Origin of the sequence: Desulfonatronovibrio magnus (assembly GCF_000934755.1) — a bacterium.
Taxonomy (GTDB): domain Bacteria; phylum Desulfobacterota; class Desulfovibrionia; order Desulfovibrionales; family Desulfonatronovibrionaceae; genus Desulfonatronovibrio; species Desulfonatronovibrio magnus.
Window position 1 is genome coordinate 18649 of record NZ_KN882182.1, and the last position, 15905, is coordinate 34553.

9 protein-coding genes are annotated in these 15905 nt (G+C 43.6%); 5 read left to right on the plus strand and 4 right to left on the minus strand.

Annotated features, from left to right (window positions below):
* The first annotated feature begins 1 nt into the window (after nt 1).
* The 5 genes from LZ23_RS19315 to tmcA all read left to right on the plus strand — a co-directional run bounded on the left by LZ23_RS19315 (nt 2) and on the right by tmcA (nt 5116).
* Entirely contained in the window at nt 2-1075 is a 1074-nt protein-coding gene (locus LZ23_RS19315) for a phosphotransacetylase family protein (RefSeq protein ID WP_045216896.1), read from the plus strand.
* Between the two features lie 238 nt (nt 1076-1313).
* A complete protein-coding gene (gene tmcD, locus LZ23_RS19320; protein ID WP_045216898.1) occupies nt 1314-2567 on the plus strand; it encodes an electron transfer complex subunit TmcD in 1254 nt (417 codons plus the stop codon).
* Nucleotides 2568-2681: 114 nt separating this feature from the next.
* A complete protein-coding gene (gene tmcC, locus LZ23_RS19325) occupies nt 2682-3341 on the plus strand; it encodes a TmcC family electron transfer complex membrane anchor subunit (RefSeq protein WP_045216900.1) in 660 nt (219 codons plus the stop codon).
* Between the two features lie 94 nt (nt 3342-3435).
* Entirely contained in the window at nt 3436-4749 is a 1314-nt protein-coding gene (gene tmcB, locus LZ23_RS19330; protein ID WP_045216901.1) for an electron transfer complex ferredoxin TmcB, read from the plus strand.
* On the plus strand, nt 4718-5116 hold the full coding sequence (gene tmcA / locus LZ23_RS19335) for an acidic tetraheme cytochrome c3 TmcA (protein ID WP_052507535.1): 399 nt from the start codon (nt 4718-4720) through the stop codon (nt 5114-5116). The genes tmcB and tmcA overlap by 32 nt, the downstream gene beginning before the upstream one ends.
* A gap of 28 nt (nt 5117-5144) precedes the next feature.
* On the opposite strand, the gene dxs is transcribed toward tmcA, so the two are convergent.
* The 4 genes from dxs to LZ23_RS22970 all read right to left on the minus strand — a co-directional run bounded on the left by dxs (nt 5145) and on the right by LZ23_RS22970 (nt 15828).
* Entirely contained in the window at nt 5145-7037 is a 1893-nt protein-coding gene (gene dxs / locus LZ23_RS19340) for a 1-deoxy-D-xylulose-5-phosphate synthase (RefSeq protein WP_045216903.1), read from the minus strand.
* A 336-nt stretch (nt 7038-7373) separates the two neighbouring features.
* Nucleotides 7374-10973, minus strand: coding sequence for a PEP/pyruvate-binding domain-containing protein (locus tag LZ23_RS19345; RefSeq protein ID WP_045216905.1), 3600 nt, complete (start codon nt 10971-10973; stop codon nt 7374-7376).
* Between the two features lie 208 nt (nt 10974-11181).
* Entirely contained in the window at nt 11182-14862 is a 3681-nt protein-coding gene (locus LZ23_RS19350) for a pyruvate carboxylase (RefSeq protein WP_045216907.1), read from the minus strand.
* A 183-nt stretch (nt 14863-15045) separates the two neighbouring features.
* A complete protein-coding gene (locus LZ23_RS22970) occupies nt 15046-15828 on the minus strand; it encodes a biotin--[acetyl-CoA-carboxylase] ligase (protein WP_084591148.1) in 783 nt (260 codons plus the stop codon).
* Between the last annotated feature and the right edge of the window lie 77 nt (nt 15829-15905).

The following is a 15905-nucleotide window of genomic DNA, read 5'->3' on the forward strand; positions in this document are numbered from 1 at the left end:
CATGGTCGGACTTTATATTGGATCTACATTTGGTTTTTCAGGTAAAAACCTGATAACCTTGGCTCTTGGCAAAAAATTCCAGGACGATGGCCTCAATATTGGCTTTATGAAACCTGTAGGCGCTATTCCAAAAGAAATTGACGGAAAAATGGTTGATGAAGACGCTTACAAAACCACTCAGTATCTGCAAATCCAGTCTGATCCAGAAAAATTGACACCTGTTCTGGTCTCCCAGGACTTTAAAATGAAAGCCTACACCGGAGAGTGCCTGCTTTACAAGGACGATATCAAAAAAGCATATGAAGAGTTGAGTCAGAACAAGGAACTGATGATGATTGGAGGCTCAGGCAGTTTTCTTTATTCTGGTAAATACTGCCAGCTTGATGGCTACAATATTTCACGCCTTCTTGGTTCTAAGGTTATTATCATAGACAGATATATGCGGGAGCTTAATTATGATTACCTTATTGCTGCCAAGGAAGTCCTTGGAGACGATCTCATTGGCGTTATTCTCAATGATGTGCCTGAGTATTTCATGCAGGAAACCAAAGATTTTATAGTGCCAATGCTTCAAAACAGACAGGTTGATGTGCTGGGAGTTATTCCTCACGATGACGTCCTCAAGGCCATTACCATTGGAGACCTGGCCACCCAGCTCGGAGGAAAAATAATCTCCATGCATACCAAGTCTGATCAGATCATTCAAAGCTTTCTAATTGGTACCATGCAGATTGAAAACTTTATGACCCACTTCCATCGCAATAAAAATGTTGCCGTCATTGTGGGCGGTGACCGTTCTGACCTGCAGCTTGTTGCTCTGGAAGGTAATTGTCCTTGCCTTATACTTACAGGCAATATATACCCCAATGATATTATATTGACCAGGTCTGAAGTTCTTGGAGTTCCCATCATTGTGGCCCGTGAAGATACTTTCACAGTAGCACAAAAAATGGAAAACATCCTTAACCGGACCAAACTCAGAGAAGAAGTCAAAATCAATCAAGGATGTCAGCTTGTTAACGAAAATCTTGACTACGCCACTCTTTATAAAGGCCTGGGTCTTGACCCAAAATAAAAAATTTTTTTATTGAGCTTAATGTTTTGTAACTAAGGCCTGGACGTAAGTCCGGGCCTTTTTTTCTTGATTTTTCCTGATAAATAGTGAATATTGAGCATTGATTTTAAATTTTCATTTTATTAACGTCTCGTCTGGGCGGTCAAGAGTTCGTATCTTCGAGTAACTTCAAATTATCTAACACTAACAGCAGCTTTTTACCGCTGCTTTCAAAATATCACCAGGCATAGAATACAATATGATAAATAAATCAGACTGGGATTGGAATCCAGGAACCAAAATAGTTGTTGACTCCCTTAACTGCCCTCTTCTTTACGTCTGGCGTGAAGAACCCCAGGTCAGTCCTGACGGTCAAAAAATTGCATCGGTAATCAATACCGGAGACTATCAGTTCAGCGTCTGCGAAAATCTTCGTAACTGGGATGTTTCATTTGAAAAAGTCTGGGGGCTGCACTACAGTCCTGATGGCAGGCTGACCGCCATTGTCATGCAGGATGATGAATGGACAATTTGCGTAGATGGTCAGAGCTGGAAGGAAAAGTTTGACTATGTATGGGACATTCAGTTCAGCAGTAAGGGGAAGAGTATCTCAGCTGCAATTCAAAAAGAATTGCGTTATGGGATGTGTGTTAATGATCAACAATGGCCAGAATTATATATCAATGCCAACAATTTCACCTTAAGTCCTGATGGCAACCATTCCTGTGCGGTAATTCAGACAAGGGCCATGGAGCAGGCTGATATATTCGGCTTTCAACAGGGCTGTTATTCCATTGCTGTAGATGGAAAGCCATGGGACTCAGAGTTTGTCAATGTCTGGACTCCGGTATTTCATCCAGCTCAAAACAGTGTGGCCGCTCAGTGCAGAACCTCTCTTTATGACTATACCATAGTTGAAAATGATCGTACATGGAATAAATCTTTCTCCAGTGTCTGGCGACCTGCTTTTAATCCTGCCACATCATCCGTTGCTGCTCCTGTGCGTGATGGCAAGCACTGGGCCCTGGCCCAAGATGGTGAAATAGTCATGAAGCCTGGGTTTGTTCAGATGTGGCACCTCTGTTTTTCTCCCACAGGACATAATTGGGCAGTTGTAGCTGCTCCTGAATTCGGCAAGTGGACAGTAGCAGTAGGAGGCATTCCCTGGAAGACCAGGTTTGACAATCTTGTTCATGAGCTGACCTATGGTCCTCTTGGAGATCGGGTCGCTGCTGTGGGTAAAACAAGGAATAACTGGCATATCGTTGTGGATGGCCAAGTATGGGCCGGATCTTTTGATATGGCCTGGAAACCAGTTTTCAGCCCTAATGAGAAACATGCTGCCGCTAAGGTTGAGAAAAGGGGGAAGTATTCCATCATAATTAATGGTAAAGTATATCCCCGTGATTTCAGCTTTGTCTGGGACCCGGTATTCAACCCTGACAGCTCCAGAATAATGATCAGAGGCATTGTAGGGCACCAGTATGTAAGGATTATTGACAAGGTCAAATAATTCTGCAGCAAAGCCTGGAAAATTTGGCTGTCTGTATATGACACGGCTACTGGCACTTTTGCCGTGTAAAAAAACAGCCAACTTCATACCTTGAACTTTAAGTCAGGAATAATTATGCATCAATTATATGAATTTGTATCCGGCCCGCTGGCCTGGTTTGCATGGGCTGTATTTATCTTTGGCTCTGTGGGAAGAATTATTCATCTGGTAGCCACCAGCATCAACAAGGATCCAGTAGTTGTTAACTACTTCAGGTTAAAATACTCCCTGCGCTCCATGGCTGCCTGGAGTATACCCTTTTTACCGAAAAATTCACGTCTGCACCCAGTAATGACCATTGTGTCTTTTGCGTTTCATATCTGTGTAGTAGCAGTTCCCCTATTCGCCTTAGGGCACATTATTTTGTGGGAAGAGTATTTTGGTATCAGTTTATGGGCTCTGCCAGATAGAGCTGCTGATATAATGACTCTTATTGTTCTGTTTTCACTGGCCTTTTTCCTTATTCGCCGGCTGACTGTAAAAGAAGTCAAATATGTTTCCCAATTTCAGGATTATCTCATATTACTACTCGTTTTTATGCCTTTCATGACTGGATACGCTGCATTTCACGGCTGGTTTGATCCACAGCTTATCATGATCCTGCATATCTTGAGCGCCGAGATCCTTTTGATTTGTATCCCTTTTACCAGGCTGGTACATATGATCTTTGCCCCTTTTACACGATCTTATACTGCATCAGAATTTGGTGGTGTTCGTCACGTCAAGGACTGGTAACAATTCTATGAGCGCTCTTTCGGTCCCGGTCCCACTGGCGAGACGCTTAAACAGGGCTAAACAGTTACTTAACTTTTAACTTTCAAGATATTTTATGAATACCAGACAAACTAAAGACCCCGGACTGGTGCAGGGAGCCAAAAAGCTCGACCGTGACAGAATCCGTAAAGCTATAAACCAGGTTTTCTATAAAGAAGCAGGGCCAAGACTGAGAGCCTATCAACACTCCTGCGTGCGCTGCGGTCTATGTTCTCCGGCCTGTCATTACTTTCTGTCCATGGATAACGATCCTGCCTACAGTCCTGTTGGTAAAATCAAGCAGACTGTGTGGGAGTTATTAAAACCCAGACGCGAGATTACACCGGAGTTCATTGTCAATGCAGCCCAAATAGCTTTTACTGAGTGCAATCTGTGCAGACGCTGCTCTATGTACTGCCCCATGGGTATTGACACTGCCTACCAGATAACCCTGGTGCGTCGGTTGTGTCACCTGCTTGGTGTAACTCCTCAATACATCCAGGATACTGCTCACAGCCATGCGGCAACTATGAATCAGATGTGGGTAAAGGAAGACGAGTGGATTGACAGCCTGCAATGGCAGGAAGAAGAAGCGCGCGATGAACTGCCCATGCTGCGCATCCCTCTGGAAAAAAATGGAGCTGATGTATTTTATTCTGTCATCGGCCCTGAGCCGAAATTTCGCTCCCAGCTCATATATCAGGCTGCAGTCATTATGAATGTGGCCCAGGTAGACTGGACCATGCCTGCCACACCGGGATGGGACAACAGTGATATGGCCATGTATGTAGGCGACTACGAACTTATGGGCAGGTTGAAAAAGGTTCACTTTGAAACTGCTTTGCGACTAAAATGTAAAAAGATAGTAATGGGAGAATGCGGACACGCCTTCAGGTCTGTTTATGATACTGGTTCAAGGTGGCTGGGATGGAAAGAGCCTCCAATCCCCATAGTACATGCTGTTCAATTTTACTGGGAACTACTCAACGATGGGAAAATCAGGGTAAAGGAAAAATTTCAGGAGCCTGTAACCTTTCATGACCCCTGTAATATTGTGCGTGGCATGGGACTGCATGAAAAAGCTAGAGAAGTGGTCAACGCATTTTGTGAGAACGTAGTGGAAATGAGTCCCAACAGAGAACATAATTATTGCTGCTGCGCTGGTGGAGGAGTCATTAATTGCGGACCCCCTCATAAGAAAACCAGAATTTTGGGTAATAAAATCAAAGCTGAGCAACTTAAGAGTACCGGAGTTGGAATAATTATTGCCCCCTGCCATAATTGTCATGGAGGACTTGAAGATATTCTGCATTACTATAAAGTGGATATGAAAATTAAATTTCTTGGAGATATTATTTATGAATGTATGGATAAAAGCAGTGCTCAATAAACTGTTTCCGGCGTTATGTATTTTAATGGCCGTCCTGTTTCTCCTGCCGGGTCTTATCCTTTCTGACGATTACAGGATCTTATTCAAAGATGATACCTTTGTTGACCCCAAAAGGGGGCCGGTAATATTTGATCATGACGAACACTCTTTATTTTACGACTGCGAAAGATGCCATCATGAATACGATGAGGATGGAAAGTTGCTGGAAGGAGTTGCTTCCATAGATCTAAGGTGTTCGGACTGTCACACCCTGGAAGGTGAAGGTAATATTCTGCCTTTACGTCAGGCCTACCATGTACAGTGCAAAAGCTGTCATATAGAAGAGAGATCCGGTCCTTTCACCTGTGCCGAATGTCATGTACGATGATCAGATCATAACATAAGCAGCGACAAAGCTACCTGAAGAATTTCAGGCTTGTGTTTTTGATGCCCCCTTTGCACATGCCCAGCATCTGGCGGAGCTCTTTCTGGGCTCCATGCTCAACAAAAATATCAGGGATACCAATTCGCTTGATCTGAACTCCAGACAATAGATTGTGATCAGACAAAAACTCCAGAACAGCTGAAGAAAATCCACCAGCAAGCACATTTTCTTCAATAATCAGAATCTTTTTGAACCTGCCTGATAACTCCCGGATCATATCAGCTGGCAAGGGTTTAACAAAACGAGGATTAAAGACTGACAACGATAAACCATCACTTTCCAGTTCCAGTGCAGCTTCTAAGGCCGGGTAAAGCCTGCTTCCAACAGCCATGATCAAACCATGATCCCCTTCTTTTACCAGTTCGCCCTGCCCCATATCAATGGGCTGCACAGCTTGTGATATGGATGAGCCAACACCAACGCCTCGTGGATACCTTAAAGAGGCAGGTCCATCATGTTCTATGGCTGTCAGAAGCATCATCTGCATTTCAGCCTCGTCCTTGGGTGCCATACATACTAAATTTGGTATATGTCGAAGAAAGGAAAAATCGAACGCTCCGTGGTGAGTGCCACCGTCTTCTCCTACAAGTCCTCCCCGGTCAAGGCAAAGCGTTACAGGCAAATTTTGCAGGCAGACATCATGAATAACCTGATCGTAAGAGCGTTGAAGAAACGTAGAATAAACCGCAACCACGGGTTTAAATCCCTTAGCTGCAAGTCCTGCTGCAAAAGTAACGGCGTGCTGTTCACAAATACCTACATCAAAAAAACGTTCAGGAAATTTTTCTGCGAACCGGCTGAGTCCTGTTCCTTCAGGCATGGCTGCTGTAATGGCAACAACCTTCTGGTTCTTTTCAGCAATGGAACATAAGGTTTTACCAAAGACTTCAGTATAGCTTGGAAGACATTTCCCCGATACCTGCTTCGCCAGCCCAGTTTCAGGCTCAAAGCAGCCTACTCCATGAAAATAAGTTGGATTATCCTCAGCAGGTTTATAGCCTTTGCCCTTTTTGGTCAGGACATGGACCAGGATAGGACCTTCAAGATCTTTCAGCTGACGAAACACTGGTATCATAGACTTGATATTGTGCCCGTCCACAGGTCCTATATAGTTGAACTTAAAAGCTTCAAAGAGAATGCCCGGTGTAAAAAAACCTTTTAGAGATTCTTCACTGCGTCTGGCATAATTCAGGATATCATCGCCAATTTTGGGAATCTGGCGCATCCATCCCTCTACTTCCTTTTTAAAGCGCACAATCCATCTTGAAGAAAGCTTCCGGCTCAAAAAAGATGACAGGGCCCCTACATTTCTGGAAATGGACATTTCATTGTCATTCAGGATAACAACAAGGTCACGGTCCAGATCACCAGCCTGGTTCAAGCCTTCATAAGCAAGACCCGCAGTCATGGAGCCATCACCAATAACAGCGAGGACCTTGCCTTGCTCCTGAAGAATATCTCTGGCCACCGCCATACCAAGAGCAGCTGAAATTGAAGTGCTGGAATGCCCTACTCCAAAATGGTCGTATTCACTTTCTTCTATTCTGGGAAAACCGCTGATACCGTCAAGCTTTCTCAGGGTGTGAAACTGTTGCATTCTACCGGTAAGAATTTTGTAGGCATAAGCTTGATGCCCGACATCCCAGATTATTCTGTCCTTATTGAAGTCATAAACATTCATCAAAGCCAGAGTCAGCTCCACCACCCCAAGAGAAGGTGCCAGATGACCTCCATTTTTTGATACAACCCTGATAATTAACCCACGAACCTCTGCTGCAAGCTGCTCCAGCTCTTCAGGGCTGAGTTCCATAATCTTTTGGGGAGAATCTATGGCAGGAAGAATTTTTTGTTCTTTATCAGACATTTTTATTAATATTATTGGTTCGAGATTGCTCTTCAAGTAGCTCCAAAAAAGATAGCCCAAGAATCAAAGCCAGTCCCATTCTGATCCGGCATCAAAAATGATAATCAAAAAAATATGATCACCATAACTGTCATTCCTGAGAAAACCAGACTCTATGATAAAAAATGAACAGGCACTCACAGACCTGATCTGATCTGAAACATACCAAACCAGTCGGCCGAAGCTATGGACTAACGCCTATGTCTCATAAGTGTACTGAACAGCTTCAAAAATATTCTCTCAATACGTATCAACCAAAAAAAGCGGCCGGAATCCGGCCGCTCTGCATATAATCAGCTACCAGGTTTTTTTGGCCTGCACTGCATATGCTTTCTGTTGTTCTTCAAAAGTAGCAAACCCTGCGTGATGGAGCGCGTCTTCCACAGTAGTCGACCAGTCCCAGTTTGAGTAAATTACGGGTTTATGAAAGACAGCACGGAAACGGTTAAGTTCTTGTCTGTAAAAATCTTCCTTGGAAGAACCCAAACTTGAATACAGCTGATCGTGCAGCCTGCCCAGTTCACCTTCATACCAATCCAGGATATCTTTTTCAGATGAATATTTTTTAAGAATATGTTCGTAGTTGTGGTCTTTTAGAATTTCACGAAGGTTGTTGAAATGCTGCTTTTTAATCCATGCCCCAAGTCTGTCTATACTTATGTCTTCCTGTTCGGTCTCAGCAAAATCATACTTGGTCTGGGCATAGGTATCTGGAACAACAGAAGCTGATACAATGCCTGCAATGCAGACCAGCCCTCTGATAATTTTGCTGTTGGATACTCCCTGGCCACAAAATCCGACCTTTTTACCAAACTTCTGTCCAGTAAAAATTGTGCACAGTATAGCCCAGACAACAGCTGGATCTTCTTCATCATAGATATGGCGCATTCTTGAGTTGTCACGATCCGTTCCCAGCACCAGCTGGGTCATATCATTGGAACCAATGGAAAAACCATCAAATTCCCGGATAAATTCCTTGGCAATGATGGCATTGCTGGGAATCTCAGACATCAGGATGATTTTCAGACCATCTTCTCCTGAACGTAGTTTATGGACATTAGCCAGGTATCTTTTCATGCTTCTGGCTTCCTCCAGGGTACGCACAAAAGGCAGCATCAGCTGGAGGTTGCTCCCGCCAAAAGCACCTCTCGCCAGCTTAAAGGCTTCAAGTTCCCAATCATGAATATCTCTGGAAACACCACGATATCCAAGCATGGGGTTATCTTCATAATCTTCGAAAAGCATCCCGCCCAGTAGATTACGGTACTCATTGGATTTATAGTCAGTAGTTCTGTAAATTATTTCACGACCATAAAATGCCATGGCAAAAAGTGCCAGACCCTGAGAAAGGGTTTGGACATATAACTCCTTGCCTGTTCGGTAGCCTTTGGCCAGGATACTTTTAGCGATATTATCCGGCAAGTTGCGTACATCATCCATTTTCTGCTTAAGGCCTACTTTCTGTGCAACATCAGTTCTTAAATATTTAATTTTATCAAAAACCTCGTTAATATATTCATCACCTTTCACCCGCTTGTAGATAGACTCAATGCGGTCTTCGATTTCCCTTCGCGATTGCACAGTTTCAGGGTCATCGCCCACCAGCAGCATAAGATCGTCAGCAAAACCCATTATAATAGCAATATGCTCTCGAAGATTTACTGAGGTTTTAAGAATATCCAACCTTTTAGTTGCCAGATCGATGTGTTCATCAAGTTTATTGTCCAGTTCTCTCAACTGACGATGCAGGGCAAGAACCTCATCTGTGCCTTTTGCACCTGTTTTTTCCGTAAGTTCATTAACCCTGTTTTCAAGGCCGGAAATAGTACCAACATACTTTCTCAGGTTAAAATCAAGAGACACCACTCCAGCAGATAGCTGATCCCTGACAACCTTGGTCAGATCATTTTCAAATTCACGCTCTTTCTTGTCCACCACCTTTTGCAGATAGCCTTTATCATAGGCCTCCAAGGCCTGAGGATGGACACCAATATTGCCCAGCATAAATTCCGCCCTGAGCAGGCCAACCTCAAAATCAGATGTCTGTCTGAGTCTGGAAAGGAACAGTGCCTGCCCGACATCAGCAAGTATAAGACCAACCTTGGTTTTGGTGGGAGGCAGCTTACTGACATCCATCTCACCGCCGACTTCCACAAGAGGAATAAGTCCACGATAAACAGTGCCCCGCGAACCATCTACGGTTACTTCCTGACCGTCCAAGGCTCTTAAAGCCTCTAACCTTTTTATTCCAATTACAGCAGGAATGCCTAGTTCTCTTGAAGTAATGGCGGCATGACTTGTGTCTCCACCAGCATCAGCCAGAATGGCGGAAGCTATGCGCATTCCAGGAACCATATCAGGATCGGTCCTGTCCGCAGCAAGAACATCACCCTTATTGATGCGGTTAAGCTCCAGAGCAGAGCGGAGAAATTTTATGGTACCTTGACCTGCTCCACGGGAAGCTCCATTACCTTCAAGTAATACTTCAGCTTTGTGCAGAGCAGTTTCATCCACCTCCATTCTGCGCATGAAGATGGTGCTGGGAAACTTTTCAAACTCTTCATTCCATCTTGTTTCCGGCCTGGCCTGGACAAACCAGAGTCTGTCCCATTGATCAATGCAGAACTCTGTATCCATGATCATGCCATTATAGGCCTTGCTGATGGCCCTTACACCCTTGGCTACCATTTCAGCCTGAGCCAGAGAAAGAGACCAGCGATATATCTGATCTTCTGGAACCTCTTCTTCCTTTGTTCCAGCACCGGTTTCATCATAAATAATCTTGCAGTCTTTAAAACCCATATTTCGTATAACAATTTCTTCGCCATCATCGCGTTGATAGACAAAAAATTTGTCCGGAGTGACCATGCCACTTACAACAGCCTCTCCAAGCCCATAACTGGCATCTATGGATACAAGATCTTTTCGGTCAGTACCCTGACATCCAGTAGAAGTATCAGCACTAAAAGCAGTTCCGGAAATAACAGGATTAATCATGCGCATAATACACACTGACAGCGAGGTATTTTCAATGGACCATTCTTCCTTAGCCTTGGCAGCTATTGCATCGTCTCCAGTACGTTCAGCTTTGGCCACAGCATCCAGAATGGCCTCCCTGCGATAAGTCATGCTGCGCAGATTATATGCGGAAGCACAATCCCAGTGATAAGCTTCTACTACACTGTTTTCCCCGACTATATTCAGGTAAGTGTCCTGCAGTCCTGCAAAAGCCTTTTTGCGGCTGTCTTCTCCTGCTGCCGAAGATCTAACGGCAACAGGCACATTTTCCTGGCCCGCCTCTTTGCAAATAAATTGGTAGGAAAGCCTGACCGCATCTTCAACTTCTTGAGGCAAATCAACGCTCAAAATAGCAACCTGAACCAGTACTGACCTCTTCCTGAGTTGATCAATACCCTCAGGGGAAACAGCAAAGCCCTCCACAACATTGTTGATAAAAGTACGCAGCTTGATTGAAGTTCCTTCAGGCTTAACACTGCGTTTGATCTTCATGGCCAGTTTACGCACAAATTTCCTGAGAAACTCCGGATCACTGTTAATGGAAGCTTCACCCCAGTCAATGGAGTCGTATTCCTTATCCACAGCGCCCCTGAGCATGGCAGCGTTAACCTTGGTCTCATCAAGAAGCTTATGAAAAGCAATTGCGGAAATTGCTCTAAATTGAGGCGCCCTGATATTTTCAATGGTATTCATGATGGCGGTGTTGTAATTTTTACCGCCAACAAGAAGCTCGGATTCAACTCCGATATCCATTATTTCCCGGGCATTGAGAACCAACTGCGCTTTAATTTGTTCAATTGCCTGATCCTGTTTACCTGTTTGCTTTGCTTTTTGAGCTGAAGCCTTTTTTTCATCTTGCTGCTTGGTGGACTTTGCCATTCACTGCTCTCCTTGTAGAATATAATTCCTGCTGCACAAAAAATGCAAGCTACTGAAGTATTGCTCCCAAACGTTACTCGGACAGAAACGCTCCGATTTTTAATGACTGAAATAAAGTCATTTTAGTAGCCTTTTGCAATACGAATAGTCAATATTGAAATGAACTTTTTTTTATTCTTTTACAACCGCTAAGGGCAGAAAAAGCTTATTAAACCCTGTTTCCGCATTCCGGGCAGAATTTGCATTCTTCCAGAACAATATGCCCACCACATCCGGTGCAGGTATTGGGAACAGGACCTAACTCTATAAGGAGTTCACCTTCCTGAACAGGAACCATAATCTTGTCTTCCTGATAATCAGCAAATTTGAGAACTCGTCTGACTATGCCATCAACAGGAGATGTAACTGCTTTTTCCTGCTTCATAATGGATATGTTGAAAAGCTCTTCTCCTTTTTTGACTTTATCACCGGGTTTGACATGCATTACCCATAAGTCACAATTGTTGGGAGCGCCAATCTGATAGATATCCTTTGGATCTGCCATTTCTAAGGCATCTTTAGGACCTCCGAATCCCTCACTGACTTTTACCTGATAAGTTAAAAACTCAGAATCAAGAGAGTAGCGAACCACACTCATACCATTATGATCAGGCGCGGAAATATCCAGAATCATCAGGTTGTGAGGTTTGCCGTTGCTGTCCTCAAAGGTCATCTCTTCGCCTGAGCGGAGACCTTCAAACCAGACATCTAAGGGCAGTTGGTTGGGATCACCAAACTGACACTTAAACTGAATATTTGTCAAAGCATCCCCTGGATGGTTCAGGTAAATAACAAGTTCTTCATCTGTAGGCTCTCTATCTATGTGAGAGATAAGATTCTCTCTTTCCTTATCAACATCAATATCTTCCAGACTGGCAAGAGGAGAATCTTCTGTTCTCGTACGCAAGGCCTCTTCAAATTTTTCACCAAAAGCACTTTCATACACCCAGTCTGGAGGAAAGCCGAGAGGAAGCCTTCCGAACTTGCCAATCAAGAGATTTCTGAATGCATCATTGCTGTGCTTGTATATTTCAAGCCTGTCTTCCTTTGTTTTTTCATCCAGCTGGTCTTCAGGTGTAGAATTGACTTTATCAAGAACCCTCAGCAGCTTTCTAACCCCATGATCACCTTTTTCTTTATAAACATTGGAAATTGTCAAAAAGGATGTGTTCCAGGTTATCTGAGAACCAGGAGTTACATCATGGTATCTGGTGATTTTGCGAATACCGGCGAGAAACTTAAGCATGTAGGGCAGCAAATGGATATACCCCTGTTTCATGGCACCTTCCTGAGAAGAAGAAGTTGCTCCACCAGGCATGCCATGCTCTACAACATCATAATCAATACCCTGAAAATAAGGTGCTGTATAACGATCATAATAGGGCATAATCTGTTTTAGAAGAAAGCCGCACTTGCGAATCATTTCCTTATTCAGATTGGTTTTCATGCCAAGCTCTTCAATGTAGGCAGCAGTGGAAAGAACTTCTCCCTGACCATACCATCTTACGGCAGCTCCAATGGCTGTATCCACAATGTGCGCCCCTGCCCTTGCTGCCTCAGCAACAGCAGGAACAAACAGACCGTCTGTATAATGACGATGATAGTGAACCACAAGCTCCGGATATTCATCACGAATTTCTGTAACCAACTGACGGATAAAGGCTGGCGGACAGACCCCAGCCATATCCTTAAGCCCCAGAATAAATTTTTTCTGAGCTGCAGACCTGGACAATCCGGTAACCTTCTTAATCATGTCAATTATTTCTTCCACAACTCCCATATAGTGTTCTATATCAAAGTCTCGCGCATAAGACATGGAAATTGCTGGTTCAAAGATATTTTTTCTGGAATTCATGGCCACCTCAGCAAAAGGAACCATGTTGTCAATATGATTTAAAAAATCAAAGCATCGGATAACATCGTAGTCTTCGCAAATCATTTCACCTGTCAGACGCATAATATTTCTGGGTTGGGGTTTATAGCCCAGAACATTGGTGGAACGGATAAGTATCTGCTTAAGAGACTTGGGAGCAAATTGATTCCATTCTTTGGCTTCTGTAAACGGATACGTCATGTTAGCCATCATAGCCACATGAAAATGAGCACCTCCACCGTTTTCAAGGGAGAAGAAGCCACAATTATCAAGGTAGGGTCCAATCAGTCGATCTTCAGCCAGACGAAACCTGTTGCCGCTATTGGACTGAGTTATATCTCTGGTCGTTGTATCACAGAAGTGTACATGATCTGAATCGCGAATATAATCAAGAATAGCATCCCTGTCCCCTCTGGGGTAAGGGCTGTCATGATCATCATGAAATTCCGGATATGAAGGTTTGAATCTGCCCAGCCTTTTATCGTGTACTGTTCTGTATTCCCCAAGCTGAACATAAGGATTATATCCCTTGGCGGAAATCTCAGCAACAAGGCAGGACAGACGAAGTGACTCAGGCTCCTGATCACGGTAAACCATCAATTCAGGAGTATTGGCTACAAAATTGGTATCATAATGCCCTTCCCTGAATTGTGGATGAGTAATTATTTTGCGGTGGAAGGGGATGGTGGTTTTGACACCCCCTATAATATACTCTCGCAAGGCCCTTTCCATTGTACCCAGGATTTTGTCCCAGGATTTGCCGTAAACAATAAGAAGGGATGCTGCTGAGTCATACTGGGAAGGAAAAGTGTAACCTGCAGTAATACATGAATCCACTCTTACGCCCTGGCCACCGGGAGACTGGTACCTTGTCACCAGACCTGCATTGGGGGAAAAGTTTTTCTGGGGATCTTCACAGTTTACCCGAACCTGCATGGCATGGCTGGTGGCTGTCATATTGGATTCATTGGAACGCAGCTTTGAACCAAATGAAACAGCAATCTGTTCTTCAACAAGATCAACACCATATCTGCATTCAGTTATGCCATGCTCAACCTGAAGCCTGGTATTTACTTCAATTAAATAGGGATTGCCTTCATTGTCCACCAGAAATTCAACAGTCGCCAGAGAATGATAGTTAACAGCCTTAATCAGTTTTCTTGCATATTCTTTTAGATTCTCACGCAACTCTTCAGTCATTTTAGGCCATGGAGAAGGGGTTATCTCCACCAGCTTCTGATGATTTCTCTGCAGCGTGCAATCCCTTTCATCAAAGGCAAACACATTGCCATACTTGTCAGCAATCACCTGGATTTCAATATGTCTTACAGAAGTCAGAAGCTTTTCAACATAAAGTCTGGGATTGCCAAAAGAAGCCTGAGCAAGAGCAGAGGCCTTTACATAAGCCCTTTCCAACTGCTCCTCTTTAAAAACTTCATAAATACCGCGACCTCCGCCGCCACCCTCTGCCTTAAGCATGACCGGAAAGCCTATTTCATAGGCCAGATCCAATGCTTCTTCTACAGTAACCGCCCCTTCAGAACCTGGTACAACAGGTACTCCGAGTTTCTTGGCCAGATTTCGCACAGCCACCTTGTTGCCAAGAGTTTCCATGGCTTCAGGATCCGGTCCAATGAAAACCATGCCTGCTTCTTTGCATTTTGTAGGAAAGGAAAAGTCCTCGGAAGAAAATCCCCAACCCGGATGAATAGCTCTCACTTTCAAAGCCTTGGCCCTGGAAATAATCCTGTCAATGTTTAGATACGCTCTTGGATTTTTCCCAAGTAAAAGCAACTCTTGAGCACCTGAAGTAAAAGGAGCTGTCTTATCAACATCAGTAGCAGTCATCATCGGTGTAGCATGAAAAACTTCCCTGATGGAACGAACAATCCTTCTGGCCGGAATTCCTCTGTTGGCCACCAGTATCCTTTTGCCCTTAAGCTCAGACACAACTTCTTCGAAAGATTTAATACCCATAAAAATCAGCTCCTTTAAAAATTTAATACTTAAATGCGAACTGTGCCCGCAACCACAATAAAAAACAGCTTAAACCATTATCATCCATGCAAGATTATCTATGTAAGATCAGTCTGAACCATTCACAAACAATGCATAAATGGATAATTATCTGTCTAAATGGCACATTCAGTGAGCATTTCTTTAATCCTGGATCAAACGGGAAATAGTGCCGCTACTGACCTTGTGCTCGATTCCCTGCTCTCCATGCTCATTGATGAGCAGTATCTCGCCACATTGTCCTATTCCTGAAAAAACTCCATAATTGACTCCATTGCTGGAATCAACACGTACTTTTTCACCTATCAGCCACATATTTAAGTTAATTTCCCGTATAAAGTCAATTAAAGAAAAATTGCACAATATATAAATATAGCTGGAATATAAATATTTAACCAGTTCAGACCAGAAAACATTAACATCAACTGTGTTCCTGTCCAACCCAAGACTGCCAGCTGGAACAATGCTGAATTCCCTCATTTGTGCCGGCTTAGGACAAGAGCATAAATTTAATCCTATACCCGCAACCTGAGCACCCTGCTTGTCTTCAATGAGAATACCTCCGATTTTAGTTTCATTATATATCAAGTCGTTAGGCCATTTAATTGACAATTGAAAGCCAAATTCAGCAAGAGCTCGTTTAAGTGATAAACCTATAACAAGGGGTAGAAGCTCTTTTTTCAAAATGGATTCAACTGATGGAATATACCAGGCAGCATAAAGGTTGCCAGAGGGAGAAAACCATTGTCTGCCCATTTGTCCGCGTCCTCGTGTCTGCACATGGCAAATCACTGAGTCACCATGGGCAGCAGAGTTTTCTTCAATTAAGCTCCACATTTCATCCAGAGCAGAAGTGCATGATTCAAAACTAAAAGTTCTCAACCCTGCTGATTCGGGCAATATAGCACAAGAAACAGATTTACACATGGGCAGGGAAGACCTCTAAGCAATTTGAAACAATTAATGGTTTTGACTTACGAGCTCATGCTGGGAGTTTGCAGCAA

Bases quoted from the DNA above. Each gene is read 5' to 3' on its own strand.
- LZ23_RS19315 (WP_045216896.1), top strand. From the start codon at position 2: ATGGTCGGACTTTATATTGGATCTACATTTGGTTTTTCAGGTAAAAAC.
- tmcA (WP_052507535.1), top strand. From the start codon at position 4,718: ATGAATGTATGGATAAAAGCAGTGCTCAATAAACTGTTTCCGGCGTTA.
- tmcB (WP_045216901.1), top strand. From the start codon at position 3,436: ATGAATACCAGACAAACTAAAGACCCCGGACTGGTGCAGGGAGCCAAA.
- dxs (WP_045216903.1), bottom strand. From the start codon at position 7,037: ATGTCTGATAAAGAACAAAAAATTCTTCCTGCCATAGATTCTCCCCAA.
- tmcC (WP_045216900.1), top strand. From the start codon at position 2,682: ATGCATCAATTATATGAATTTGTATCCGGCCCGCTGGCCTGGTTTGCA.
- LZ23_RS19350 (WP_045216907.1), bottom strand. From the start codon at position 14,862: ATGGGTATTAAATCTTTCGAAGAAGTTGTGTCTGAGCTTAAGGGCAAA.
- LZ23_RS19345 (WP_045216905.1), bottom strand. From the start codon at position 10,973: ATGGCAAAGTCCACCAAGCAGCAAGATGAAAAAAAGGCTTCAGCTCAA.
- LZ23_RS22970 (WP_084591148.1), bottom strand. From the start codon at position 15,828: ATGTGTAAATCTGTTTCTTGTGCTATATTGCCCGAATCAGCAGGGTTG.
- tmcD (WP_045216898.1), top strand. From the start codon at position 1,314: ATGATAAATAAATCAGACTGGGATTGGAATCCAGGAACCAAAATAGTT.